Genomic DNA, 24,645 nt, shown 5'->3' with positions numbered 1-24,645 from the left:
CGGTCGATGGAAAACCGAAGGCGAAGCGTCTTTATGCACTGTTTGCAGAACCTCACCAGAACGATCCTGGTAGCCGCCATCCTGAGCGGTTTCGCGCCGATCCTTTCCGGCTCGCTCCCCGTGATCGGTGCCGTCGAGGCCTCCGCCGCTACGGTCAGCCGCATCATCGTGCGTGGCAACACGCGCGTTGAAGCCTCCACCGTCGAGAGCTACCTGACCATCCGGCCCGGTCGGCCCTATGGTCCCTCCGATGTGGACGAATCGCTGAAGACGCTGTTTGCGACCGGTCTGTTCGGTGACGTGTCGATCAACCGCCAGGGCAATGCCCTCGTGGTGACGGTCACGGAGAACCCGATGGTGAACCGGATCTCCTTCGAGGGGAACAAGCGGCTCAACGACAAGACCCTGACGGGTGTCGTGCGCACGGAAGAGCGGTCCATGCTCACCAACGCGAAGGTGCAGTCGGACGTTCAGAACATTCTCGAGGCCTATCGCCGTTCCGGTCGCTACCGCGCGACCGTCGAGCCGAAGATCATCGACCGGTCGAACAATCGCGTCGACCTCGTGTTCGAGATCAACGAGGGCGATCGTACCGGCATCGAGCGCATCACCTTCATCGGCAACACCAAGTTCAGTGACGGTCGTCTGCGCGACGTGATCCGCACGCGCCAGAGCGGTCTCCTGAGCTTCCTGCGCACGACTGACTCCTTCGATCCGGATCGTCTCGATGCGGACCAGGAGCTGCTGCGCCAGTTCTACTATCGTTACGGCTATGCCGACTTCCAGATCGTCTCGGCCGTTGCCGACCTCGACCGCGAGGAAAACGTCTTCTACGTGACCTTCACCGTGGAAGAGGGCGAGCAGTATACGTATGGCGACATCGATCTCCAGACGTCGCTGTCGAGCGTCGATCCGGAAGAGCTGCGTCGCAAGATCCGCACCGATCCGGGTGACACCTATTCGTCGCTCGAGGTCGAGAAGACGCTCGAAGACCTGACCCTCGACGTGTCGCGCCAGGGCTATGCCTTCGCGCAGATCCGTCCGCGGGCAAGCCGCGACTATGAAAACCGCACGATTTCACTGACCTACTACATCGAAGAGGGACCGCGGGTTTACATCGAGCGGATCAACATTCGCGGCAACGACCGGACGCGTGAATACGTCATCCGTCGCGAGTTCGATCTGGTCGAGGGCGACGCCTTCAACCGTGTCCTGCTCGACAAGGCGGAACGCCGGCTGAAGGACCTCCAGTTCTTCAAGGATGTTCGGATCACCACCTCGCGCGGCAGTGCGCCGGACCGCATCGTCATCAATGTCGATGTCGAGGAGCAGGCAACGGGTGAGGTCGGCTTCGGTATCGGTTACTCTACGTCCGACGGCGTCATCGGTGATGTCACCATCAGCGAGAAGAACTTCCTCGGACGCGGCCAGTTCGTCAGTGCCCGTGTCGGTGTCGGTTCGTCGACGCAGTCCTACGAGTTCGCCTTCACCGAGCCGTATTTCCTCGGCCGTCGCATCGCGCTGTCGCTGGACGCCTATCGCAAGTCCTTCGATCGTAACGACTACCGCAACTACGAGCTCCAGACGACGGGCGGCTCGATCGGTCTCGGTCTTCCGCTGCGCGATGACGAACTGCGCCTGAACCTCGTCTACCGGATCTTCGACCAGAAGCTGACGCAGGATGCCGGCACCATTCTTTCGAACGGTCTGCGCACCTCGCTCGGCCGCAACCTGACGTCTTCGATCGGCTATGCTCTGGTCTGGGATACCCGGGACAGCCGCCTGAACCCGCGTGACGGCTTCTACTTCAAGTTCGGGCAGGACTTTGCCGGTCTTGGTGGTGACAGCCGCTATATCTCGACGACCGTCGATGCGCGCGCCTACAAGGAGCTGCTTCCCGAGTGGGGTGTGATCGGTATCCTGCGCGCCGGCGCCGGCAATATCATGGGTGTCGGCCGCGACCTGCGCGCCTCCGACCAGTTCCAGCACAGCGACAGCTGGCTGCGTGGCTTCGAGCCGCAGGGCATTGGTCCGCGCGATGCGCTCACGGGTGACGCGCTCGGTGGCCGCTGGTACGTCCACGCCAATGCGGAAGCCGAATTCCCGATCCTCGGCCTGCCCAAGGAACTGGGCCTGTCCGGCGCCGTCTTTACCGACTTCGGTGCGGTTTGGGACTCGGATCCGGCAATCGTTCGCTGCGTCGAGACCGCCAACGGATGTGGCGGCAACCAGCCGGCCGGATCGGTTCTGTCGAACGGCTTCTCGCCGCGCGTCTCCGCTGGCGTCGGCGTCAAGTGGGCGTCGCCCTTCGGGCCGTTGCGTGCCGATTTCGCCTGGCCGCTCCTGAAGGAAACCGGCGACCGCACCCAGTTCTTCCGGATCGGTGGCGGCACCCGTTTCTGATCCTTGTGAATGCAGGACACGTGATCCGGCCGCCGACTTCTCGGCGGCCGGCTTTTCTGTGGTGACCCTATGACAGACCCTTTCTTTTTTCCGGCCTTCGAGCCGGTCAGTGCGGCCGCGATCACAGAGTGGGTCGGCGGCGACCTGGCTGGCGGGCCTGCGTCCGCCACGATCACCGGCGTTGCGCCGCTCGAGGATGCGAGCAGCGGCGATCTCGTCTTTTTCGACAATACCAAGTATCTGGACGCGCTGTCTGACACTCAGGCGGCCGCGTGTCTCGTTGCGAAAAAGCATGCGGCGAAAGTGCCGGAGGGTGTTGCCGCCATCGTAGTTGACCAGCCCTACAAGGCCTGGGGCATCGTTCTCGGCAAACTCTATCCGACAGCCATGCGGCCGCATTCCCTGGACGGCACAATCGCGGGGATCTCGCCGCGTGCGAGCGTCGATGAAACCGCGTCCCTGGAACAGGGGGTGGTGGTCGAACATGGCGCGATTGTCGGCCCCGGTGTCGAGATCGGGGCGGGAAGCCTGATTCAGGCGAACGCGGTCCTCGGCGCCGGCGTGCGCATCGGGCGAAACAGCACCGTCGGTGCCAATGCGGTCGTGCAGCACGCGCTGATCGGAGACCGGGTCATCCTTCATCCGGGCGTGTGCATCGGTCAGGACGGTTTCGGGTTTGCGATGGGGCCGGGCGGGCATCTCAAGGTGCCGCAGATCGGCCGGGTGATTATCCAAGATGATGTCGAGATCGGCGCCAACACCACGGTGGACCGCGGCGCCAACCGCGATACGGTGATCGGCGAGGGCACCAAGATCGACAATCAGGTCCAGATTGGGCACAACGTCGTGATCGGCCGTCATTGCGTGATCGTCTCGCAGGTCGGAATCTCCGGCAGCGCGACACTTGAAGACTATGTCGCGATCGGCGGTCAGTCCGGCGTGCGCGGACATGTCACCGTGGGCATGGGCGCGCAAATCGCGGCCGTGAGTGTCGTCGAAGCGGATGTGCCGGCGGGCGCGCGTTACGGTGGCGTGCCGGCGAAACCGGTCAAGGTCTGGTTCCGTGAGGTCAAGACCTTGAGCAAGCTTGCTGAACGGGGTTTGGGCGCGCGCGACAAGGACTGAGCGTGCGAGACATGGGCATCTTGAGGACGTCGAAATGAGCGAAGGCGATAAGAACACACTCGATAGCGCCGATATCCTGCGGATCATGGAGCTTCTGCCGCATCGTTATCCGTTCCTGATGGTCGACCGGATCATCGATATGGACGGAGACAACAGCGCGGTTGGCATCAAGAACGTGACGGCGAACGAACCGCACTTCATGGGTCATTTCCCGGGCCAGCCGGTGATGCCGGGCGTGCTGCTGATCGAGGGCATGGCGCAGACCGCAGGCGCGCTTTGCGTGCATTCCCGGGGGCAGTCCGGCGCCCCGAAGCTCGTCTATTTCATGACCATCGACAAGGCGAAGTTCCGCAAGCCGGTGCTTCCGGGCGACCAGGTGCGCTTCGAGATGCGCAAGATCCGCAACCGGACGAACATCTGGAAGTTCGAGGGCATCGCGACGGTCGACGGGATGAAGGTCGCCGAGGCCGAGATCAGCGCGATGCTTATCGATGGCGCGTCAAGCGAGGCTTCATGACGGCACAGATTCATGCCTCGGCGGTTGTCGAGGATGGGGCGCAGCTCGGCGACGGTGTGCGCATCGGACCGTTCTGCCATGTCGGACCGGAGGTGGTTCTGGGCGAGGGCGTTGAGCTCAAGTCACATGCCGTCGTTGCCGGGCGGACGCGGATCGGCGCGCGCAGCACGATCTTTCCCTTCGCCTCCATCGGCCATCAGGCCCAGGACCTGAAATATCGCGGCGAGGCGGCAACGCTGACCATCGGCCAGGATTGCATCATGCGCGAAGGCGTGACGATCAATCCGGGGACCGAGGGCGGCGGCCTGGAGACGGTCATCGGCGATCGTTGTGCGTTTCTTGCCAATTCGCACGTCGGTCACGATTCCCGGCTCGGGAATGGCATTATCCTCTCCAACAATGTGATGATCGCGGGCCATGTGACAGTCGGCGACAACGTGATCATGGGCGGCGGCGCGGCGGTGATCCAGTTCACGCGGATCGGCGACAACGCCTTCGTCGGCGGGCTTGCCGGGCTTGAGAACGATCTCATTCCCTTCGGCATGGTGATGGGCAACCGGGCACGCCTCAACGGGCTCAATCTCGTCGGACTGAAGCGTCACGGTTTTGCGCGCGAGGAGATCCACGCCCTGCGCAGCGCGTTCAAGGAGCTCTTCGACGACAACAGCGGAACGCTGCGTCAGCGCGCCGAGACGGTGGCGGCGGCCTATGCCGGACGTGAACTCGTTCAGCGGGTCACCGACTTCATTCTGGCGGAACCCGACCGACGGTTTTGCACACCGAAGAGCGACGGATAGAAATCATGACAGGGGGCGCGCCCTTGCCGCCGGTGGCCGTAATTTGCGGTGGCGGGCGTCTGCCCGTCGAGGTCATCGCGGCCGCGATCGAGAATGGTCGCCAGGTTGTCGCGATTGCCATCAAGGGAGAGGCGGACCCGCGCGTCGCCGATTACAATCCCACCTATCTCGGCTGGGGCCAGATCGGCAAACTCGCCTCTTTGCTGGAGCGCGAGGGCTGCCGGGACGTGGTCATGATCGGCAGCGTGACCCGGCGTCCGGAACTTCGCGAGATCGTCGGCGATCTCGGCACGATGCGCCGGCTTCCCAAGATCATCGCCTCGCTTGCCGGTGGTGACGATTCCATCCTGAAGAAGATCATTCGCCTGTTCGAGGACGAGGGCTTTCGCATCATCGGCGCGCATGAGGTCGCGCCGGGGCTGCTGGCGCGTCCCGGAACGATCGTCGGCCGGGATCCGGACCCTGATGCGTCCCGCGACCTGGCGCTTGCACGCGAAGCCGTGATGGCGCTCGGGCGGCTGGATATCGGGCAAGCGGCGGTCAGTGTCTGCGGTCGGGTGATCGCCGTCGAAGGAGCAGAGGGCACGGACGCGATGCTGGAGCGGTGCCGCGCCGTGCGCGACCGCGGCCGGGTGAAGGGCAAGGGCGGCGTGCTCGTCAAATGCGCCAAGCCCGGTCAGGACATGCGGGTGGATCTTCCAACAGTCGGTCCTGAAACGGTCCGGGCTGCGGCGAAGGCCGGTCTTTCCGGCATCGGTATCGAGGCCGGGCGCGTGCTGATCGCCGAACGGGCAGAAACCGAGGCGCTTGCGAAAGCGCTGTCCATATCGCTCTGGGGGATCGAGCCTCTCGAGCGGACGGATCAGGCTGGCGAGGTGTCGAGATGAACGCAGGGGCTGATGCGCCGCTTTCGGTCTATCTGGTGGTCGGGGAGGAATCCGGCGACCAGCTCGGCGCGGGCCTGATCGAGGCGCTGAAGGCGCAGGGGCCGGATGCCATCCGGTTTCTGGGCGTGGGCGGCGAGCGCATGGCAGCACAGGGCGTTTCGTCGCTGTTTCCGATCAGCGATATCGCGGTGATGGGACTGTCCGCCGTGCTCCCGCGCCTGCCGCTGATCGTCAAGCGTGTCTACCAGACCGTCGACCATATCCTTGAGACCGATCCGGATGTCGTTGTTATCATCGACAGTCCCGACTTCACCCACAGCGTTGCCAAGCGCGTGCGCAAGCGGGCGCCGCATATTCCGATTGTCGATTATGTCTCGCCGTCGGTCTGGGCCTGGCGGCCGGGGCGAGCGCGGCGCATGTCGGCCTATGTCGATCACCTGCTCGCGATCCTGCCGTTCGAGCCGGAGGTACACAAAAAGCTGGGTGGTCCTGCGACAACCTATGTCGGACATCCGCTGATCGAGCGCGCAGAGCGTCTGCGGCCCGGGCCCGGGGAGCGGGTGGATCTCGCAGGCGACGTGGCGCCGGTGCTTCTGGTGCTTCCGGGCAGCCGCCGCAGCGAGATCAGTCGCCTGCTGGCGGATTTCGGTGCGGCCACCGCGCTGTTGAAAGCGGCAATTCCCGACCTGACGGTCGTGCTGCCGGCCGTGCCGCATCTGCGCGAGCGGATCGCGGAGGAGACGGCGGGCTGGGCGGTGCAGCCCGAGATCGTCAGCGGGGAAACCGAGAAGCTTGCAGCCTTCCGCCGCGCGCATGCGGCACTTGCCGCGTCGGGAACGGTGACCCTGGAACTTGCGATTTCCGGCGTGCCGATGGCGGTGGCCTACCGCCTCGACTGGTTCTATCGTCGGATCAAGGATCTCAACCGCTTCCTGCCGATCGCCACGGTCACCTCGATGGTGTTGCCGAACATCATTCTCGGGCAAAACGTCGTGCCGGAATTCCTCGACGACGGGGCATCGCCGGAGGCGCTTGCCGCCACGGTCGAGCCGCTCCTTAGGGACACGCCGCAAAGAACAGCTCAAGTGGAGGCCTTCCGCCGGCTGGATGCGGAAATGCAGCTCGGCGAGGGCAAGAGCCAGGCCGGCGAGGCGGCGCGTATCGTGCTTGAGGTTGCCGCGCGCGGCTGACGGGTCATCCCGGATCAAGCAAAAACGGCGCCGCGAGGCGCCGTTGAGAGTGATGACAAACCCTGAAGAATCGTCATCCCGGCCGAATGCAATGAGAGCCGGGATCGGGGAGGCACTGCCTGTCGGCTTCTTTTGGCTTGAAATTATAGGCCTTTAGCTCTCCGATACCGGGTCGCGCTGACGCTTGCCCGGTATGACGCCTGGAGCAACTCCACCTTTGTCAGCAGCCTGAACGGCGCCGCGAGGCGCCGTTTTCGGTTTCAGCAGCTGGTGGTCCGTCGAAACCGACGGAGACGCGTCAGCGACGCTGCGGGATCGGCAGATAGTCGCGCGGTGCGGCGCCGGTGTAGAGCTGGCGCGGGCGACCGATCTTCTGCGAGGGATCCTCGACCATTTCCTTCCACTGGGCGATCCAACCGACCGTGCGCGCCAGTGCGAAGAGCACCGTGAACATGGTGGTCGGGAAGCCGAGCGCACGTAGCGTGATGCCGGAGTAGAAGTCGATGTTCGGATAGAGCTTCTTCTCGACGAAATATTCGTCGCTCAGCGCGATGCGCTCCAGCTCCATGGCAACGTCCAGAAGCGGATCGTCGCGCATGCCGAGCTCGGCCAGAACCTCATGCGTCGTCTTCTGCATGATGCGGGCGCGCGGATCGTAGTTCTTGTAGACCCGGTGACCGAAGCCCATCAGACGGAACGGATCGTTCTTGTCCTTGGCGCGGGCGATGTATTCCGGGATCCGGTCGACCGAGCCGATCTCGGCCAGCATGTTGAGCGCGGCCTCATTGGCGCCGCCGTGGGCGGGGCCCCAGAGGCAGGCGATGCCGGCTGCGATACAGGCAAACGGATTGGCGCCCGAGGAGCCCGCCAGACGCACCGTGGAGGTGGAGGCGTTCTGCTCGTGGTCGGCATGCAGGATGAAGATCCGGTCCATCGCGCGGGCGAGCACCGGGTTCACCTTGTATTCCTCGCAAGGCACGGCGAAGCACATGTGCAGGAAGTTCGCCGCATAGTCGAGATCGTTGCGCGGATACACGAAGGGCTGGCCGACGTGGTACTTGTAGGCCATTGCCGCGATCGTCGGCATCTTTGCGATCATGCGAAGCGAGGCCACCATCCGCTGGTGCGGATCGGAAATGTCGGTGCTGTCGTGATAAAAGGCGGAAAGCGCGCCGACGGTGCCGACCATGATTGCCATCGGATGGGCGTCGCGGCGGAAGCCGGTGAAGAAGCGGCTCATCTGCTCGTGAATCATCGTGTGATAGGTCACGCGATTGACGAAGTCGTCCTTCTGCGCCTTGGTCGGCAGTTCGCCGTAAAGCAGAAGGTAGCAGCTCTCCAGGAAGTCGCCGTGCTCGGCCAGCTGCTCGATCGGGTAGCCCCGGTAGAGAAGCGTACCTTCATCGCCATCGATGTAGGTGATGCCGGATTCGCACGACGCGGTGGAGGTGAAACCCGGATCGTAGGTGAAGCACCCGGTCTGGCTGTACAGGGACGCGATGTCGACAACGTCGGGACCGACGGATCCCTGGCGGACCTTCAGGTCCCACGACTTGTCGCCAATCGTCAGCTTGGCATTGGTGTCAGTCATTCAGGCTACCCCCTGGTAAATATGGCGCCGTGGATGCATGGCCGCGTCCCGTGAGAGGCGGAAGACCGGCCGGCCATGCTGGCGGGAGGAAAAGTCGATTGTTGGGTATCCCATTTGCATGATCCTCGCAAGCGCACACCCCTACCGCTTTGGTCATATAGTGACGCACCGTTCACCTTTCCCTTGCGGCACCTCTGGCTCCAATCGCGGAACGTCGTGTCACGACACGGCCTGATCCTTGATGCGGGCAAGCGATTCTTCGCGTCCCAGAACGTCAAGCACGTCAAAGATCCCGGGCGAGGTTCCCTTTCCGGTCAGGGCCGCGCGCAGCGGCTGGGCGGCCTTGCCGAGCTTGAGGTCCGCTTCTTCCGCGTAGGCGCGCACCGCGGCCTCCGTGGTTTCGGCCGACCAGACGTCGAGCGCGGACAGCGTCTCGTGGAGGCCCTTGAGCGCATCGCGCGCGCCGTCGGCGGCCAGCAGCTTTTCGGCCTTTTCGTCCAGCGCCAGCGGGCGGGTCGCCCACAGATACTCGGCGCTTTCCAGCAGTTCGACCAGGGTCTTGGCGCGTTCCTTGAGGCCTGGAAGGGCGGCGCGGAACATCTTGTCGTGGGTCTTGTCGGACAGCCATTCGGCGACGGGGGCGCCACCCTCGGCATGGGGAAGGAAGGCTGCGAAATCGCGCATCAGCTCGTCTGTCGACTGGGCACGCATGTAGTGGCCGTTGAGATTCTGCAGCTTCTGCATGTCGAAGCGCGACGCCGACTTGCCGATCGCATCGAGATCAAACCACTGGATGAGCTGTTCGGTCGGGAAGATCTCCTCATCGCCATGGCTCCAGCCAAGGCGGGCGAGATAGTTGCGCATCGCCGCCGGCAGATAGCCCATCGCGCGATAGGCTTCCGCGCCGAGCGCGCCGTGGCGCTTGGAGAGTTTCGCGCCGTCCGGGCCGTGGATCAGCGGAATATGCGCCATCGTCGGCACATCCCAGCCCATCGCCTTGTAGATCAGCGTCTGGCGGGCCGCATTGGTGAGGTGATCGTCACCACGCACGATATGGGTCACGCCCATGTCGTGATCGTCCACCACCACGGCGAGCATATAGGTAGGCGAGCCGTCGGAGCGCAGCAGAACGAGATCGTCGAGCTCCTTGTTGGCGAAGACCACGCGGCCCTGCACCTTGTCGTCGATCACGGTTTCGCCGTCGAGCGGGGCCTTGAGGCGGACAGCGGGCTTTACGCCGGCCGGGGCCTCGGAAGGATCGCGGTCGCGCCAGCGTCCCTCGTAGCGCGGCGGACGGCCTTCGGCGCGCGCGGTCTCGCGCATTTCCGCCAGTTCCTCGGGCGTTGCATAGCAGTAGTAGGCCTGACCCGCATCGATCAGCGCCTTGGCGACCTCCTGATGGCGGCCCGCGCGCGCATATTGCGAGATCGGCTCGCCGTCCCAGTCGAGTCCCAGCCAGGTCAGGCCGTCGAGAATGGCGTTGACCGCGTCCTGCGTGCTGCGGCTGCGGTCGGTGTCCTCGATGCGCAGCAGCATCTTGCCGCCGAACCGCTTCGCGTAGAGCCAGTTGAAGAGGGCCGTTCTGGCGCCGCCGATATGCAGGAATCCGGTGGGCGAGGGGGCGAAACGCGTGACCACGGGGGCGCTCATGACAATTGCCTTGTGTTTGTTTGACGTGTTCGCTCGACGAAAATGACGGCTTTGCCTGCGGCTGCCGGCGACCGGCAGCGAGGATTCCCGTCTTGCGCGAACCTGGGTTGCATTGCACCTTCATATGTCGGCGCAGGGTTGGCGATCATTTAGCATAGCGTTCCCGCGCGCCAAAGCCTGAAAACCGCGCGACCGGATCGGCCGGACGCCGCGGTCCCAGGGCGTTGAAAAGGGGCAGGACAATGCCGACCGGGCGACAGGCGGGTTCCGGCAGGGGGGCGGATCGCGGGCAGGGCGACAGCGCTTCCGTCCCGGGTGCCGGGCGGGACGGTGCCGCTGTTCGCAACCGCGATCCCGCCCGGGAGCAACCGCGGCCGTCGTCGCTTCTCGCCGATTTCCTTCGTGCGCGGTTTCCCGCCGCTCCCGGCAAACGCCCGTTCGAGACGACGCGGCGCGCGGCCTTTGCGGCAGCGCTGCAGGCCGATCTCGACCGCGGGCGCGGTCTGGTCTGGGCCTGTCTCGCCTTCGTCTTCGGCATTGCGGTGTATTTCCAGCTGCCGCGCGAGCCGTCCCTGCTGGCGCTTCTTGCCACCACCGCGCTGCTCGCGGTCCTGTTCGCCAGGGCGCATCGCAGCGGTCGCGGCGCGGCCGGGTTGTTGGCCCTTGCGCTGGTCCTGTCGGGTGTCACGGCATCGAGCCTTCGAACCGCGATTGTCAGCGCGCCGGTTCTGGAGAGGGCGCGCAGCGTCACTCTGACCGGGTTTGTCGAGTTGGCGGAGGTGCGCGCCGGCGGGCGGACGCGGTTGACCCTTCGTGTCGTCTCGGCCGCGCCGCTGCGCGAAGGGAGCCGGCCGAAACGCGTCCGGGTGAGCCTGCGCGGCGGGGCCGACAGCCTGCTTGCAACCGGAAGCGCGGTCCGGCTGAGGGCCCGGCTGATGCCGCCGGCCACTGCGGTTATGCCCGGGGGATACGACTATTCGTTTCGCGCCTTTTTCGATGGCGTGGGGGCGAGCGGCTTTGCCTTCGGAGACCCCGAGCCGGCGGATCTCGGCGCCGTGCCCTGGGACCTGAAGGCCATGTCGGCCATCGACGGTCTGCGCCGTGCCATTGCCGAGCGCATCCTTCAGGTGCTCGGGAGCGGTGTTGCCGGAGGGCTGGCCGTTGCCCTGATCGTGGGAGACCGGTCAGGCATCCCGCCCGAGGTGACCGAGGCGCTCCGCACGGCGGGACTTGCTCATATCCTGGCAATCTCGGGGTTGCATATGGCCCTTTTTTCCGGGGCGGTGTTCTTTGCGGTGCGCGCCGTCCTGGCGGTGTCCGCGCGCCTGTCGCAGGAACAGCCGATCGATCTCTGGGCGGCGGGCGGCGCGCTTGCCGCCGCCACCTTCTATCTCGCGATCTCGGGCGGGTCGATCGCAACCCAGCGGGCCTATGTGATGATCGCGCTGGTGCTGGCGGGCCGGCTGCTTGGACGACGCGCACTGACGCTGAGAAACGCCGCCCTTGCGGCGTTCCTGATCCTGCTGGCCACGCCGGAAGCGCTTCTCGATCCAGGCTTCCAGATGTCTTTCGCCGCGGTGGTTGCGCTGATTGCGGCCTATGAGGAGCTCACCCGACGCAGACGGCGGACCGATCCGCGCGAGGCCGCCGCAAACGGCCTCATCCTGTCGGCTGTGTCCGGTGTCGGGCTCTGGCTTGGCGCGATCCTGATGACGTCGCTGATCGCGGGGGCGGCGACGGGCGCCATCGGGGCCTATCATTTCCACCGGATCGCACCGCTCGGGCCGCTGATCAATCTCATCGCCATGCCACTGGTGAGCGTGCTTGTCATGCCGATGGCCGTGCTGGCGCTCGCGCTCCTGCCCTTCGGGCTGGAGGTGCTGCCGCTGTCGGTGATGGGGCTGGCGCTGGAACAGGTGGCGGGCGTTTCGAGCTGGGCGCAGGAGGCAACGCCGGACGAGGGTGTGATCGGCGCGCTCCCGCTCACCGCGATTCTCCTGGTGGTGGCGTGTGGGGGTGTCCTCTGCCTCGCACCCGCCGGTTATCGGCGGTTTTCGCTGGTGCCGCTCACGCTTGCCGGCCTTTCCCTGACACTCCATCGCCCCCCGGACATGTTCATTTCCGAAACCGGTACGGCAATCGCCCTGCGCACCGCCGAGGGAAAGATGATGGTCACGCCGCGCCCGGCGAGTTTTCTGGCCGATGTCTGGCTGCGCGCCGAAGGCGTTTCGGCGAAAGAACGACCGAATCGCCACCTCTCGAGACGGCGGATGTCCTGTGACGAACAGGCCTGCATCGTCGAGGCATATCCCGCAACGGGCGGGAACCGCGCGCAAGCACCGCCCGCAACCCGTAACCCCACCGTCGGCGCGCCGACGACCCCGGCGCTCACGGTCTCGCTGGTGTCCGACCCTTCGGCCCTTGAGCAGGACTGCGGCCGCGTGGACATGATCGTGACACCGCTGACGGCGCCGGTTTCCTGTGCCGCGCTCTATGTCTTCGACGCGAGGCATCTGGCGCGAACAGGCGCGCTCGCGTTGTACCTCGACCCAAGGCAGGGCGCGCCGCCGCGCGTCACGCTGCGGCCAAGCTACACGGCCATTCGTCCATGGACACCGAACCGCCCGTCAGGCTTTCAGACAGCGTTCCAGTAGTCAGCATTCCGGCAAACAGCGCCGGGACCCGAGCACGGCAGAGGCCGATCCATCAACCGCGCAAGCGTCCGCTCGTGCGCGTTCAGTAGCGGCGGAAGAGCGAGATCAGCTTGCCCTGGACGCGGACGCGGCCCGGGCCGAAGATGCGGGTCTCATAGGCCGGGTTTGCCGCTTCCAGCGCGATGGACTCGCCCTTCTTGCGCAGCCGCTTCAGCGTGGCTTCCTCGTCGTCGATCAACGCCACGACGATGTCGCCGCTGTCGGCGCTGTCCGACTTGCGAATGACGACGGTGTCGCCGTCCAGAATGCCGGCATCGATCATGGAATCGCCGCGCACCTCGAGCGCATAGTGCTCACCCGACCCGAGAAGGTCGGCGGGCATGGAAATCGTGTGGCTGTGGGACTGGATCGCCTCGATCGGCACACCGGCGGCGATGCGGCCCATGACCGGGATCGAGACACTGTCGGTGTCGGAGACGACCGGCTGGGGCGCGGCCGATGGCGTCTTGCCGCGCGAGCCTTCGATCACGGAGGGCGAGAAGCCTTGCGAACGGGGCGCGGCGAGACCGGGAGCGACCGATTCCGGCAGCTTCACGATCTCGAGCGCACGGGCGCGATTGGGCAGGCGGCGGATGAAGCCGCGCTCCTCAAGAGCGGTGATCAGGCGGTGGATGCCGGACTTGGAGCGCAGGTCGAGCGCGTCCTTCATTTCGTCGAAGGAGGGCGGGACACCGGTTTCCTTGAGCCGCTCATGGATAAACAGGAGCAATTCGTGCTGCTTGCGCGTCAACATCCGACAGGATCCCCAATGCCATTCGACTCAGACTACGGACAAATCATGAACATAGTCTAGCCGTTCCCGGCTTGTTCCACAACCGCGTCGGTGTTTTCAGATGCGAATGACCGGAACGGGGGTACCGGCGGGCAGCGCCGGCCCGTACGGCGGGCGCACGATCAGCACGTCGGCGCGGGCGAGGGTGGCGAGCATGGAGGAATCCTGCCTTTCGAACGGACGGACGCGCTCGATACCGTCGTCGCCGATCTCAAGGCTGGCCCGGAGGTAGTCCTCGCGCCGGTCGTTTTCGCCGACATCGGCGGCGAGCGGAAGCTGCTCGGACAGGCGCTCGATCCGCGGGCGGCCGCTCAGGGCGGCGAGCAGCGGCTTGAGGAACAGCAGCGAACAGACGAGGCTCGACACCGGGTTGCCGGGAAGGCCGAGCACCTGCATGTCGCCGATCCGTCCCGCCATCAGCGGCTTGCCGGGGCGCATGGCGATCCGCCAGAACGCGAGGTCCATGCCGGCCTGTCCCAGGGCATCCTGAACGAGATCGTGATCGCCGACGGAGGCTCCGCCGAGGGTCACGAGAACATCGGCTTTTGCGTCCCGCGCGGCGGCGATCTTCCGCGCCAGCGCATCGGCTCGATCCTCGGCGATGCCGAGCTGGATCGCGGTCCCGCCATGATCCTCGACGAGCGCCCCGACGCCGATGTGGTTGGAGGCGATGATCTGGTCGGGGCCGGGATCGCCGCCGGGCGGGACCAGTTCGTCGCCGGTCGCAAGGATGGCGACGCGCGGACGGCGGTAGACCGGAAGCGCCGCGTGGTTCATGGCGGCTGCCAGCGCGAGATCCGCGAACCCGAGCGTTTGCCCGGCCGCAAGGAGTGTGTCCCCTTCATGGAAGTCGAGCCCGGCCGGCCGGACGTATCGGCCGTGTTCGGCGGTTTCCAGCGCCGTGATCTCACCGCCGTCGGCGAAGCGTTCGGCGTTTTCCTGAATGAGGATCGTGTCCGCGCCCCGGGGAAGCGGCGCGCCGGTGAAGATTCGCACGGCCTCGCCTGGCCCCACCGCGCCGGAAAAGCCGTGGCCGGCCGGCGCTTCGCCGATCACCCGCAGCCGGGCGGGCACGCTGGCAATGTCGGCGGCGCGCACCGCATAGCCGTCCATGGCGGATGCGGAAAACGGCGGCTGCGTGCGGTTGGCTCGAATGTCGGCGGCCAGGGTGCGGCCGTTCGCGTCGTCCAGAGGGACCGTCTCGGCCTCGAGCGGCGTCACGCCGTCGAGCAGCCGGGCGAGTGCCTCGTCGACGGAAATCAGTGTCATGCCGCGGTCCAGTCGCCGGATTTTCCGCCCGACTTGGACAGAACGCGCACCCCCTCGATCACCATGCCGCGGTCGACCGCCTTGGCCATGTCGTAGATCGTGAGGCAGGCAAGCGAGCAGGCGGTCAGCGCCTCCATCTCGACGCCGGTCTGGCCGGCAAGCTTGGCGAATGCGGTGACCTTCAGTCCCGGCAGGCCTGCGTCGGCCTCGATGTCGACGGCCACCTTGGACAGGGCGAGGGGATGGCACAGCGGGATGAGCTCATGGGTGCGCTTCGCCGCCATGATGCCGGCGATCCGCGCCGTCGCGAGCACGTCGCCCTTCTTGGCGTTGCCGGAGAGGATCATCTCCAGCGTTTCCGGCTTCATCCGGACATAGCCCTCGGCTGTTGCCTCGCGCGTGGTGACGTCCTTGGCGGAGACGTCGACCATATTGGCGGCGCCGGTCTCGTCCAGATGCGTCAGTCTTGCATCGGTGGTTGTCATGGTGCGTCCTGCTCTGCCGGGCGTCAGGCCGGTTCAGTGGGCAATGGCCGGCGTCGGCGAGAGCAATGCACGCGTTGCCGCCGCGACATCCGCCTGTCGCATCAGGCTCTCGCCGATCAGGAAGGTGGAGATCCCGCAGGATGACATGCGCGACAGGTCTGCCGGGGTGAACAGGCCCGATTCGCCGATGACCAGCCGGTCGGAGGGGATCTGCGGCGCCAGTTCCTCGCTGGTTTCCAGCCGTGTCTCGAAGGTCTTCAGGTTGCGGTTGTTGATCCCGATCATGGGCGAGGCGAGCCGAAGCGCGCGCTGCAACTCGTCTGCGTCGTGAACCTCCAGCAACACGTCCATGCCGAGGTCGAAAGCGGTCGCCTCGAGGGTTGCTGCCGTCTCGTCGTCCAGCGCCGCCATGATGATCAGGATGCAATCCGCCCCCCAGGCGCGCGCCTCGAAGACCTGATAGGGATCGTAGAGGAAGTCCTTGCGCAATACCGGCAGGCCGCAGGCGTCGCGCGCGGCGCCCAGATATTCCGGCGCGCCCTGAAACGACGGACCGTCGGTCAAGACGGAGAGGCAGGCGGCGCCGCCCTCTTCATAGGCGCGGGCGAGCGCCGGCGGATCGAAGTCGGCGCGGATCAGTCCCTTGGAGGGGCTCGCCTTCTTGATCTCGGCGATCAGGCCAAAGTCGCCCGTCGTCCGGCGGGCCTGAAGCGCCTTGAAAAACCCGCGCGGGGCAGGGGCGGCGGCCGCCTGGCGCTCGATCTCCGCCTGCCGGATCTTTGCCTTGGCGGCCGCGATTTCCTCGCGCTTGTAGACCTCGATGCGGGCCAGAATGTCAGCCATTGCCATGTCCCTCGTTGGAGAGCCGGACCAGGTGGTTCAACCGCTCCAGCGCCGCGCCGCTGTCGATCGACTGGGCGGCCTGCGCCACGCCCTCGCCAAGCGAGGACGCGTGTCCGGCGACCAGAAGGGTCGCGCCGGCATTCATCAACACCGTATCGCGATAGGCATTCCTGGCGCCTTCGAGCACGGCTTTCAGCGCTTCGGCGTTTTCCTTCGCCTCACCGCCCTTCAGGTCTTCCGGGCGGGACAGCGGCAGGCCGACGTCCTGCGGCGAGATCTCGAAACTGCGGACCTTGCCGTTCTCCAGCGCCGAGACGCTGGTCGGGCCGGTGGTGGTGATCTCGTCCAGCCCGTCGGAGCCATGCACCACCCAGGCGGCCTCGGAGCCGAGCGATGCCAGCACATGGGCGATGGGCTCCACCCAGCGCTTGGCGAAGACGCCGACCATCTGCCGTTTGACGCCCGCCGGATTGGACAGCGGGCCGAGCAGGTTGAAGATCGTGCGCGTGCCGAGCTCGGCACGGGCCGGTCCGACGTGCTTCATCGCGGAATGATGGTTGGGGGCGAACATGAAGCCGAGGCCCACATCATGGATGCAGCGGCTGATCTGCTCGGGCTTGATCTCGATGTTGATCCCGAGCGCCATCAGGACATCGGCGGCGCCGGATTTCGACGACAGCGACCGGTTGCCGTGTTTGGCGACCGGAACGCCGCAGCCGGCGACCACGAAGGCGGAACAGGTGGAGATGTTGTAGCTTCCCGACGCGTCGCCGCCGGTGCCCACCACGTCCACGGCGTTTGCCGGCGCGTCCACGGGCAGCATTTTCGCCCGCATGGTGGCGACGGCGCCGGCGATCTCGTCGATGCTTTCGCCCCGAACCCTGAGGGCCATCAGGAAGCCGCCGATCTGGGACGGGGTCGCTGCGCCCGACATGATGATGTCGAACGCCTCGCGGGCCTCGTCGCGCGAGAGTGGCGTGCCGTCGGCTGCCTTCGCAATCAGGCTCTTCAGATTGCTCACTGGCTCGTCCTTTCAAAGTCGCCCGTCATCGGGGCGAGGGCCGGAAGATCGTCCTATCCGCCGGCCGTCGTTCCGTGCGCGGGCCGGGCGGCTTAGCCGCCGCCCTGACCGATCACAAGGTTGATGTTCGCCTGGTTCACACTGACGCCGAGGGTCGCCTGGCGTTCACTGACGTATTCGCCGAGCACCGAGTTCTGCAGCGCTTCGCCGAGGCGGTCGTCGAGGGCTGCGATCTCGCCGTCCTCGCGGAAGAACGCCGGCGAATTGACCGCCTCGACCTTGAACACGATCCGGGCGCCGTCACTGTCACGCGTCGCCATTCCCGTCGTACCGACGGGGCCGGAGAAGACGCCCTCGATGGCAGCCGCTGAGAAGACGTCGGTCTGCGCGTTGCGGCGCAAGCCGTCCGCCGTTCCGACGTCCAGTCCGCGCTCTTGCGCAACGACGTCGAGCGTCTTGCCGTCCTTGACCTCGGACAGGATTTCGCCGGCCATCGTGTCGAGGCGCTCTGACCGCTGCTGCGCCGTCCAGGCGGCGACGACATCCTCGCGGACCTCGTCCAGCGTGCGGTCGCGGGCCGGGACCACGTCTGTCACCTCGAACCAGACGAACCCGGTGCGCCCGAGCTGCAGCGGATCGGTCTCGATGCCGACATCGCTCTCGAACGTATCGGAAATGAGGTCGGCGGTATCGGGAAGGTCGACCGTGGTTCCGTCCATCGCCTTGCCGGCGGTGTCGAAGGCCGGCGGCGTGTCGAGGGTCAGGGAGAACCGCTCGGCGACCTCGGTCAGCGTCGCGCCGCCGGCGCGGGCATCCTCGATCTCGTCGTGCAGGTCCAGAACCTCGCGCTCGGCCAGCCGCAGCGCGATTTCCTGGCGCAGCGTGTCGGCGACCTCCTCGTAAGGGGTCTTTCGCGCGGGCGTGATCTCCGCGATCTTCAGCACCACCGGCGAGAAGCGGCCGTCGACAATGTCGGAGACCTGGCCTTCTTCGAGGGCGAAGGCGGCGTCGGCGATTGCGGGGTCGATCAGGTCGGCGCGCTTCATCGAGCCGAGATCGATCGCCTCGATGGTCGTGCCGCGCTCCGCGACGATGTCCTCGAAGCTCTTGCCCTCGGCGAGCGCCTGACGCACCGCGTCCGCATCCTCGTCGGACGCGAGCGTCAGCTGCAGGATGCGACGTTCCTCGACCTCGCCGAAGCGGTCGCCTGCCGCTTCATACTCGCGCTTGACGTCGTCCTCGCTGACCTCGCCCGGGCGCGCGAGGCGGTCGGGTGTCATCTGCAGGACGGCGATCTTGCGATATTCCGGCGCGCGGAAGGCGGCGAGATTGTCCTCGAAATAGGTGGTCAGCTCCTCGTCGCCCGGCGGAGGGATCTCGCCGGCGGCCGCCTGGTCGAGCACGATGTATTTGGCGCTGCGCTCTTCCTTGGCGTGCTGGTTGAAGGCTTCGAGCATCGGCTGCGGCGTGGTCAGCCCGCCGCTGATCGCCTCGGCGATCTGCAGCCGCTCCTCCAGCGCCCGGCGCTCCTCGACGAACTGGTCCTCGGTCAGACCGTTGGCCTGGAGGATCTGGACGAGGCGGTTGCGGTCGAACCCGCCGCCCGGCGCCTGGAAGGCCGGGGCCGACTGGATCAGCCGAACCAGCTCTTCATCCGTGACGCCGAGATTGAGATCTTCGGCGGTCTGGTTCAGCGCCGCTTCCGCGATGAGCCGGCCAAGCACCTGTCCGGGGACCCCGAGCGATGCGCCCTCGATCGTCGAAAGCGGGCGGCCGATGCTGCGGCCGATCCGGTCGAGTTCGCGGCGGTAGGCCGTGTCGAAGGCCTCGATGGAGACTTTCTGGTCGCCGACCGATGCCACGCGATCGCCCCCGACGTTGAGCAAATCGCCCGATATGCCCCAGATCGCGAAGCTGATCACGAGCAGGCCAATCAGGAGTTTTGAAATCCAGGACTTTGCGCCAGCGCGCAGAGTATCGAGCATTGCGGAATCCGTCGGTTCAAGGGCGAACAATTAAGAGTGCGGTCACAAGGCCGCATCCGGAGCGGGCGGATCATAGAGACGACGGCGGCGGCGGGCAAGGCGGCGCAACCGGACACGCCACCATCTTGATCAATTGCGGAATTCTGTTAGCACCGGACGTGAATGGCCGGTCGCGCGCCGACGGAAATGCCGGGGAAAGTCGCCGGTCAACCAGAATGAAGACGGGGTCCCGAATGTCGAACGTTTCAAAACCGCTCGTTGCCGGCAACTGGAAGATGAACGGTCTCGGCGCCGCGCTGTACGAACTGATCCGCATCGCCGACGACGTGCGCGCCGGCACGGGATCCGTCGAGGTGGCGATCTGTCCGCCGGCGACGATGATCGCGGCGGCGGTCACGAAGGTCTTCGGCAGCGGCGTGCAGATCGGCGGACAGGACTGCCATGTTGCGGCAAGCGGTGCCCATACCGGCGACATTTCGGCGGAAATGCTGAAGGATGCCGGCGCATCCTACGTCATCGTCGGCCATTCGGAACGCCGCGCCGACCACGGCGAGGACGACGCGACGGTCAACGCCAAGGCACGGGCCGCCTGGCGCGCGGGGCTGACGGCCATCGTCTGCGTTGGCGAGACCGAAGGCGAGCGCAAGGCCGGGGAGGCGCTTGCCGTCGTCGGTCGCCAGCTCGCACAGTCGGTGCCGGACGGCGCGACGCCGGAGGCGCTCGTCGTTGCCTATGAACCCGTCTGGGCGATCGGGACCGGCCTGACGCCGACGGCGGAAGATGTCGCCGAGATGCACGCCTTCATGCGCCGCGAGCTCATCGACCGTTTCGGCGATAGCTTTGCGGCGGTTCGTCTTCTTTACGGCGGATCGGTGAAGGCGGCCAATGCGGCTGAGCTGCTGGCGATCGCCGACGTCGATGGCGCGCTCGTCGGCGGCGCCAGCCTGAAAGCCGACGATTTCCTGCCGATTGTCGCCGCCGCCGGGTAAGGTTTTCACTTCCCGGCGCGCCGATCGCCATCAAGGGTGGAAACCCGGCGCGCCTTGGTGTAGAACCCGGCTCAAATCCGTTCTCAAAGACTGGTCCTCGATGGAAACCGTTATCATCGTCATTCACCTGATGGTCGTGCTCGCGCTCGTCCTCGTCGTTCTTCTGCAGCGCTCCGAAGGCGGCGCGCTCGGCATGGGCGGCGGTGGCGGCGGCGGAATGACCTCGGCTCGCGGCAGCGCCAACATCCTGACACGCGCCACGGCTGCGCTTGCCGTGGTGTTCTTCGCCACGTCGCTCACCCTCGCGATCATCGCCAAGAACGGCGAGCGCCCGGCCTCGATCCTCGATGCCGTGCCCGGCGCGCCGACCGCGCCTGCCGGCGACGGTGGCGAGGGCTCCGGCGGCAACGGCATTCTGGACCAGATCAGGCCCGCTCCGGTGCCCGACGGCCCGCAGGTCCCGCCCGCTCAATAGGGCGGCGCGGCACCTTTTCGCCCCTTCGCATGCCCCGCGACGAACTCGCGGGGCATTTTCTTGTGTGTTAAATACCGACGGGCGTTCGAATCAGCGCTCGCGGCGATATGGTATTTGTCCATGGCGCGATACATCTTCATCACCGGCGGCGTGGTGTCCTCACTGGGCAAGGGGCTTGCGTCTGCGGCTCTCGGTGCTCTCCTTCAGGCCCGTGGCTATCGGGTTCGTCTCAGAAAGCTCGATCCCTATCTCAACGTGGATCCGGGCACGATGAGCCCGTATCAGCACGGCGAGTGCTTCGTCACCGACGACGGAGCGGAGACGGACCTCGATCTCGGCCATTACGAGCGCTTTACCGGTCGTCCGGCAAACAAGCGCGACAACATCACCACCGGCCGAATCTATCAGAACATCATCGCCAAGGAGCGGCGCGGCGACTATCTGGGCGGCACGGTCCAGGTGATTCCGCACGTCACCGATGCGATCAAGGCCTTCGTCCTCGACGGCAACGAGGACTACGATTTCGTGCTGTGCGAGATCGGCGGCACGGTCGGCGACATCGAGGCGCTTCCGTTCTTCGAGGCGATTCGCCAGCTCGGCAACGAGCTGCCGCGCGGGCATGCGGTCTATATCCACCTGACGCTGATGCCCTTCATCGCCTCCGCAGGCGAACTCAAGACCAAGCCGACGCAGCATTCGGTCAAGGAACTGCGCTCCATCGGCATCCAGCCGGACATCCTGATGGTCCGCTGCGACCGCAAGATCCCGGAAAGCGAGCGCCGCAAGCTGTCGCTGTTCTGCAACGTGCGCGAAGGCGCGGTGATCCCGGCCTATGACGTGAAGTCGATCTACAACGTTCCGATCGCCTATCACGAGGAAGGGCTGGACGAGGAAGTGCTCGCCGCTTTCGGCATCACCGGCGCGCCCGCGCTCGACCTCTCCCGCTGGACCGAGATTTCGGAAAATCTCGCCAATCCGGAAGGCGAGGTGACCATCGCGATCATCGGCAAGTACACGGTGCTCAAGGATGCCTACAAGTCGCTGATCGAGGCCCTGGTCCACGGCGGCATCGCCAACCATGTGCGGGTCAACATCGAGTGGATCGAATCGGAGATCTTCGAAAAGGAAGATCCCGCACCCTGGCTTGAGAACGTGCATGGCATTCTGGTGCCGGGCGGCTTCGGCGAGCGCGGCGCGGAAGGCAAGATCGCGGCCGCGAAATTCGCCCGCACTCATGACGTTCCCTATTTCGGCATTTGCTTCGGCATGCAGATGGCGGTGATCGAGGCGGCCAGAAACCTGGCCGGTATCACGGATGCCAACTCTACGGAGTTCGGCGACACGCCCGAGCCCGTCGTCGGCCTGATGACCGAATGGGCGCGCGGCAACACGCTTGAAGTACGCCAGGAGGACGGCGAGCTTGGCGGGACGATGCGGCTGGGCGCCTATCCGGCGACGCTCAAGCCCGGGTCGCGCATCGCGGAGATCTACGAAAGCGAGTCGATTTCCGAACGCCATCGCCATCGCTACGAGGTGAACATCGCCTATCGCGAGCGCCTCGAGGCCGCCGGGCTGACCTTTGCCGGCACGTCGCCGGACGGGGAGTTGCCCGAAACCGTCGAGATCACCGGCCATCCCTGGTACATCGGCGTGCAATACCACCCGGAACTCAAGTCCCGGCCGTTCGAGCCGCACCCGCTGTTCGCCTCCTTTGTCGCGGCGGCGGTCGAGCAGAGCCGATTGGTGTAGTCTTCCCCGGCCGGGAGCCGTCCGAACGCCGACTGGCGACGCATTGAACCGGCAGCACAACAACAAGAGGGGCGCCATGACAGCACGCGGATTCGACCATCTGGTCTGGGCCGTCGAGGACCTTGATGCGGTGGCCGCCGGGCTCGAGGCGCTCGGCTTCACGGTGACGCCGCGCGCGCGTCACCCCTGGGGGACGGAAAACCGTCTGGTGCAGCTCGACGGGTTCTTTCTGGAATTGCTCGCCATTGGCGACGGAGCCGATATTCCGGAGGCGACCGGCGACGTTTTTTCGTTCGGGGCCTTCAACCGCGACTTCTTGAAAGAGCGTCAGGGCGGATCCATGCTCGTGCTGGAGAGCAAGGATCCGGCAGCGGACCGCGCGGCATTCGAGCATGCCGGGCTCCCGGTGTTCGCACCGTTTTCCTTCGAACGCGAACAGGCGCTGCCCGATGGCGGCACGCGCAAGGTCGGCTTCGACCTGACCTTCGCCCGGGATCCGGGGGATGCCGGCAACGGCTTTTTCACCTGCTTTCATCGCTTTCCGGAAAATTTCTGGTCGGCGGCCTACCAGAGCCATCGCAACGGGGTGCGGGCCCTCAAGAGCGTGGTGGTCGTCTGCGAGGAGCCGGCGATGCACCATATCTTCTATTCCGCCTTTACCGGCGAACGGGAAATGCGCGCGACAAGCCTCGGCATCACCATCACGACGCCGCGCGGCGAGCTCAAGCTGATGCCGCCGAGCGCCTACGAACGGCTCTTCGGCGAAACGGTTACGCTGGTGAACGCTCAACCGCGCATCAGCGCGGTGGTGTTTTCCGGCGGCGACCGTGCAAAGATTGAGGCGGACTGCCGCAAGGCGGGGCTGGAGACCCGGTCATCGCCCGAGGGGCTGGTCGTGCCGTCTTCTGCAACCGCGGGATTGTCGCTTGTTTTTCCGTGACATTGCTGTGTAACGTTTTTCGACCATTTTCACTTCTGCGCTCGGTTTGCGAGCGGGGAGACAGACAGGTTTTCATGGAGATCTTCACGATGGCGGCAGCCGGAAACTGGATGCGACCTCTGGCGATTGCCATCGGGCTTTCGGGCGTGCTCGCGGCTTGCAGCCCATCGGAGGAGTCCTCCGCGCCGGCCGCCGCTCCACCATCGGTGACCGTGGCGGCGGCAGTTCAACAGGAAATCCGGCAATCCGCCACTTTCGTCGGTCAGATCGAGGCGGTCGACAACGTCAACCTGATCTCCCGCGTGTCCGGGTTTCTGGACAGCAAGGAAGTCCGGGACGGCGCGACCGCCAAGGCCGGGGAACTGCTCTTCACCATCGAACGGGCGCCCTATGAGGCAGCCCTTGCATCGGCGAAGGCGGAAGCGGCCCGGGCGGAAGCGGAGGCCGCCCTCAAGACCGCCGACCTCGAACGCGACAAGGACCTTTACGAAAAGGGGCATGTCTCCAAGGCCAAGTATCAGGCGACGCTGGCGGCCAAGGAACAGGCCGAGGCGGCGGTCGATGCGGCCAATGCCGCGGTGACGCAGGCGGATCTCAACCTTGCCTATACCGAGATTCACGCGCCCTTCGATGGCCAGCTCGGAAAGACCAATTTCAGCGTTGGCGATGTCGTCGGTCCGTCGTCCGGCCCGATTGCCCGACTGGTGCGCACCGCGCCGATGTACGTCAGCTTCTCGATCAGCGAGAGGGATTACCTGGAGGCCGTTCGCGGAAACGGCAGCGCCCCGCAAAACCTGGACGAGATCGGCAAGCACCCGGACATCCACATCGTATTGCCGAACGGCCAGAAGTATGGCGAGGACGGCGAGATCGTGTTCATCGACAATGCCGTTGATCCGGCGACCGGGACAATCGCCATTCGCGGACAGTTTCCCAACGCCGACCGTCTTCTCGTTGCCGGAACCTTCGTCACGGTCGTGATCGAGGCGGGAGACAGCGCCGAGGAAGTCGTGATTCCCCAGTCGGCGGTGCAGCGGGACCAGACCGGCCCCTTCGTGCTTGTCATCGGCAGCCAGGAGAACGTGGAGCAGCGTCGCGTCGAGCTGGGAGAGCAGGTCGACACGAAGTTCGTCGTGAAGAAGGGCCTTCAGGAAGGTGAACGAGTGATCACGGAGGGGCTGCAGAAGGTTCGTCCGGGTGTTCCGGTCAATGCCGTCCTTGCCGACGACAAGTCGGAGTAGGC

20 protein-coding genes are annotated in these 24,645 nt (G+C 65.7%); 12 read left to right on the top strand and 8 right to left on the bottom strand.

Annotated elements, in window-relative coordinates:
• Positions 1-33 precede the first annotated feature (33 nt).
• From bamA to lpxB, 6 genes are all read left to right on the top strand, one after another.
• Entirely contained in the window at positions 34-2,403 is a 2,370-nt protein-coding gene (bamA, locus tag LC092_RS05590) for an outer membrane protein assembly factor BamA (protein ID WP_224805459.1), read from the top strand.
• A 69-nt stretch (positions 2,404-2,472) separates the two neighbouring features.
• Positions 2,473-3,528, top strand: coding sequence for a UDP-3-O-(3-hydroxymyristoyl)glucosamine N-acyltransferase (lpxD, locus tag LC092_RS05585; protein WP_224805458.1), 1,056 nt, complete (start codon positions 2,473-2,475; stop codon positions 3,526-3,528).
• A gap of 34 nt (positions 3,529-3,562) precedes the next feature.
• Positions 3,563-4,045 (top strand): 3-hydroxyacyl-ACP dehydratase FabZ, encoded by a 483-nt coding sequence (fabZ, locus tag LC092_RS05580; protein WP_224805457.1) that lies wholly within the window; start codon positions 3,563-3,565, stop codon positions 4,043-4,045.
• On the top strand, positions 4,042-4,842 hold the full coding sequence (lpxA, locus tag LC092_RS05575) for an acyl-ACP--UDP-N-acetylglucosamine O-acyltransferase (protein WP_224805456.1): 801 nt from the start codon (positions 4,042-4,044) through the stop codon (positions 4,840-4,842). The genes fabZ and lpxA overlap by 4 nt, the downstream gene beginning before the upstream one ends.
• 5 nt (positions 4,843-4,847) lie before the next feature.
• Positions 4,848-5,729, top strand: coding sequence for an LpxI family protein (locus LC092_RS05570; protein WP_224805455.1), 882 nt, complete (start codon positions 4,848-4,850; stop codon positions 5,727-5,729).
• On the top strand, positions 5,726-6,919 hold the full coding sequence (lpxB, locus tag LC092_RS05565; protein WP_224805454.1) for a lipid-A-disaccharide synthase: 1,194 nt from the start codon (positions 5,726-5,728) through the stop codon (positions 6,917-6,919). Before LC092_RS05570 ends, lpxB begins: the two co-directional genes overlap by 4 nt.
• 298 nt (positions 6,920-7,217) lie before the next feature.
• Here lpxB and gltA read toward each other — a convergent pair whose 3' ends face one another.
• Positions 7,218-8,510, bottom strand: a complete 1,293-nt coding sequence (gltA, locus tag LC092_RS05560) for a citrate synthase (protein WP_224805453.1) — start codon at positions 8,508-8,510, stop codon at positions 7,218-7,220.
• A gap of 219 nt (positions 8,511-8,729) precedes the next feature.
• The gene (gene gltX / locus LC092_RS05555; RefSeq protein ID WP_224805452.1) at positions 8,730-10,160 is read right to left on the bottom strand and encodes a glutamate--tRNA ligase; all 1,431 of its coding nucleotides are present in this window, start codon (positions 10,158-10,160) and stop codon (positions 8,730-8,732) included.
• Positions 10,161-10,402: 242 nt separating this feature from the next.
• Here gltX and LC092_RS05550 point away from each other — a divergent pair, with 242 nt between their 5' ends.
• Positions 10,403-12,814, top strand: a complete 2,412-nt coding sequence (locus LC092_RS05550) for a ComEC/Rec2 family competence protein (RefSeq protein WP_224805451.1) — start codon at positions 10,403-10,405, stop codon at positions 12,812-12,814.
• An 82-nt stretch (positions 12,815-12,896) separates the two neighbouring features.
• Here the strand turns inward: LC092_RS05550 and lexA are convergent, their stop codons facing one another.
• The 6 genes from lexA to LC092_RS05520 form a co-directional block, all read right to left on the bottom strand.
• Positions 12,897-13,607 (bottom strand): transcriptional repressor LexA, encoded by a 711-nt coding sequence (gene lexA, locus LC092_RS05545; RefSeq protein ID WP_224805450.1) that lies wholly within the window; start codon positions 13,605-13,607, stop codon positions 12,897-12,899.
• A gap of 96 nt (positions 13,608-13,703) precedes the next feature.
• Positions 13,704-14,915 carry a gephyrin-like molybdotransferase Glp gene (glp, locus tag LC092_RS05540; protein ID WP_224805449.1) on the bottom strand — a complete coding sequence of 404 codons (1,212 nt, stop codon included), beginning with the start codon at positions 14,913-14,915 and terminating at the stop codon, positions 13,704-13,706.
• Positions 14,912-15,400 carry a cyclic pyranopterin monophosphate synthase MoaC gene (gene moaC, locus LC092_RS05535; RefSeq protein WP_224805448.1) on the bottom strand — a complete coding sequence of 163 codons (489 nt, stop codon included), beginning with the start codon at positions 15,398-15,400 and terminating at the stop codon, positions 14,912-14,914. Before moaC ends, glp begins: the two co-directional genes overlap by 4 nt.
• Before the next feature lie 33 nt (positions 15,401-15,433).
• On the bottom strand, positions 15,434-16,243 hold the full coding sequence (gene trpC, locus LC092_RS05530; protein WP_224805447.1) for an indole-3-glycerol phosphate synthase TrpC: 810 nt from the start codon (positions 16,241-16,243) through the stop codon (positions 15,434-15,436).
• Positions 16,236-17,264: an anthranilate phosphoribosyltransferase gene (gene trpD, locus LC092_RS05525; RefSeq protein WP_224805446.1), complete on the bottom strand. Its 1,029-nt coding sequence runs from the start codon at positions 17,262-17,264 to the stop codon at positions 16,236-16,238. The genes trpC and trpD overlap by 8 nt, the downstream gene beginning before the upstream one ends.
• Positions 17,265-17,356: 92 nt before the next feature.
• Entirely contained in the window at positions 17,357-19,249 is a 1,893-nt protein-coding gene (locus tag LC092_RS05520; protein WP_224805445.1) for a SurA N-terminal domain-containing protein, read from the bottom strand.
• 233 nt (positions 19,250-19,482) lie between these two features.
• On the opposite strand from LC092_RS05520, the gene tpiA reads away from it, so the two are divergent.
• The 5 genes from tpiA (at position 19,483) to LC092_RS05495 (ending at position 24,643) form a co-directional block, all read left to right on the top strand.
• Positions 19,483-20,238, top strand: coding sequence for a triose-phosphate isomerase (gene tpiA, locus LC092_RS05515; protein ID WP_224805444.1), 756 nt, complete (start codon positions 19,483-19,485; stop codon positions 20,236-20,238).
• 100 nt (positions 20,239-20,338) lie between these two features.
• Positions 20,339-20,713: a preprotein translocase subunit SecG gene (gene secG / locus LC092_RS05510; protein ID WP_224805443.1), complete on the top strand. Its 375-nt coding sequence runs from the start codon at positions 20,339-20,341 to the stop codon at positions 20,711-20,713.
• A gap of 120 nt (positions 20,714-20,833) precedes the next feature.
• On the top strand, positions 20,834-22,462 hold the full coding sequence (locus tag LC092_RS05505) for a CTP synthase (protein WP_224805442.1): 1,629 nt from the start codon (positions 20,834-20,836) through the stop codon (positions 22,460-22,462).
• Positions 22,463-22,538: 76 nt separating this feature from the next.
• Complete coding sequence (locus LC092_RS05500; RefSeq protein WP_224805441.1) at positions 22,539-23,402, top strand: VOC family protein; 864 nt, start codon at positions 22,539-22,541, stop codon at positions 23,400-23,402.
• 74 nt (positions 23,403-23,476) lie between these two features.
• A complete protein-coding gene (locus tag LC092_RS05495) occupies positions 23,477-24,643 on the top strand; it encodes an efflux RND transporter periplasmic adaptor subunit (RefSeq protein ID WP_224805440.1) in 1,167 nt (388 codons plus the stop codon).
• The last annotated feature ends 2 nt before the right edge of the window (positions 24,644-24,645 follow it).

Origin of the sequence: Stappia stellulata, assembly GCF_020176715.1 — a bacterium.
GTDB lineage: Bacteria > Pseudomonadota > Alphaproteobacteria > Rhizobiales > Stappiaceae > Stappia.
This window is presented reverse-complemented; position numbering and strand designations above follow the sequence as displayed.

Bases quoted from the DNA above. Each gene is read 5' to 3' on its own strand.
- fabZ (WP_224805457.1), top strand. From the start codon at position 3,563: ATGAGCGAAGGCGATAAGAACACACTCGATAGCGCCGATATCCTGCGG.
- lpxB (WP_224805454.1), top strand. From the start codon at position 5,726: ATGAACGCAGGGGCTGATGCGCCGCTTTCGGTCTATCTGGTGGTCGGG.
- gltA (WP_224805453.1), bottom strand. From the start codon at position 8,510: ATGACTGACACCAATGCCAAGCTGACGATTGGCGACAAGTCGTGGGAC.
- moaC (WP_224805448.1), bottom strand. From the start codon at position 15,400: ATGACAACCACCGATGCAAGACTGACGCATCTGGACGAGACCGGCGCC.
- LC092_RS05550 (WP_224805451.1), top strand. From the start codon at position 10,403: ATGCCGACCGGGCGACAGGCGGGTTCCGGCAGGGGGGCGGATCGCGGG.
- bamA (WP_224805459.1), top strand. From the start codon at position 34: ATGCACTGTTTGCAGAACCTCACCAGAACGATCCTGGTAGCCGCCATC.
- LC092_RS05500 (WP_224805441.1), top strand. From the start codon at position 22,539: ATGACAGCACGCGGATTCGACCATCTGGTCTGGGCCGTCGAGGACCTT.
- lexA (WP_224805450.1), bottom strand. From the start codon at position 13,607: ATGTTGACGCGCAAGCAGCACGAATTGCTCCTGTTTATCCATGAGCGG.
- LC092_RS05505 (WP_224805442.1), top strand. From the start codon at position 20,834: ATGGCGCGATACATCTTCATCACCGGCGGCGTGGTGTCCTCACTGGGC.
- glp (WP_224805449.1), bottom strand. From the start codon at position 14,915: ATGACACTGATTTCCGTCGACGAGGCACTCGCCCGGCTGCTCGACGGC.
- secG (WP_224805443.1), top strand. From the start codon at position 20,339: ATGGAAACCGTTATCATCGTCATTCACCTGATGGTCGTGCTCGCGCTC.
- trpC (WP_224805447.1), bottom strand. From the start codon at position 16,243: ATGGCTGACATTCTGGCCCGCATCGAGGTCTACAAGCGCGAGGAAATC.
- lpxA (WP_224805456.1), top strand. From the start codon at position 4,042: ATGACGGCACAGATTCATGCCTCGGCGGTTGTCGAGGATGGGGCGCAG.
- LC092_RS05570 (WP_224805455.1), top strand. From the start codon at position 4,848: ATGACAGGGGGCGCGCCCTTGCCGCCGGTGGCCGTAATTTGCGGTGGC.
- lpxD (WP_224805458.1), top strand. From the start codon at position 2,473: ATGACAGACCCTTTCTTTTTTCCGGCCTTCGAGCCGGTCAGTGCGGCC.
- LC092_RS05520 (WP_224805445.1), bottom strand. From the start codon at position 19,249: ATGCTCGATACTCTGCGCGCTGGCGCAAAGTCCTGGATTTCAAAACTC.
- gltX (WP_224805452.1), bottom strand. From the start codon at position 10,160: ATGAGCGCCCCCGTGGTCACGCGTTTCGCCCCCTCGCCCACCGGATTC.
- tpiA (WP_224805444.1), top strand. From the start codon at position 19,483: ATGTCGAACGTTTCAAAACCGCTCGTTGCCGGCAACTGGAAGATGAAC.
- LC092_RS05495 (WP_224805440.1), top strand. From the start codon at position 23,477: ATGGAGATCTTCACGATGGCGGCAGCCGGAAACTGGATGCGACCTCTG.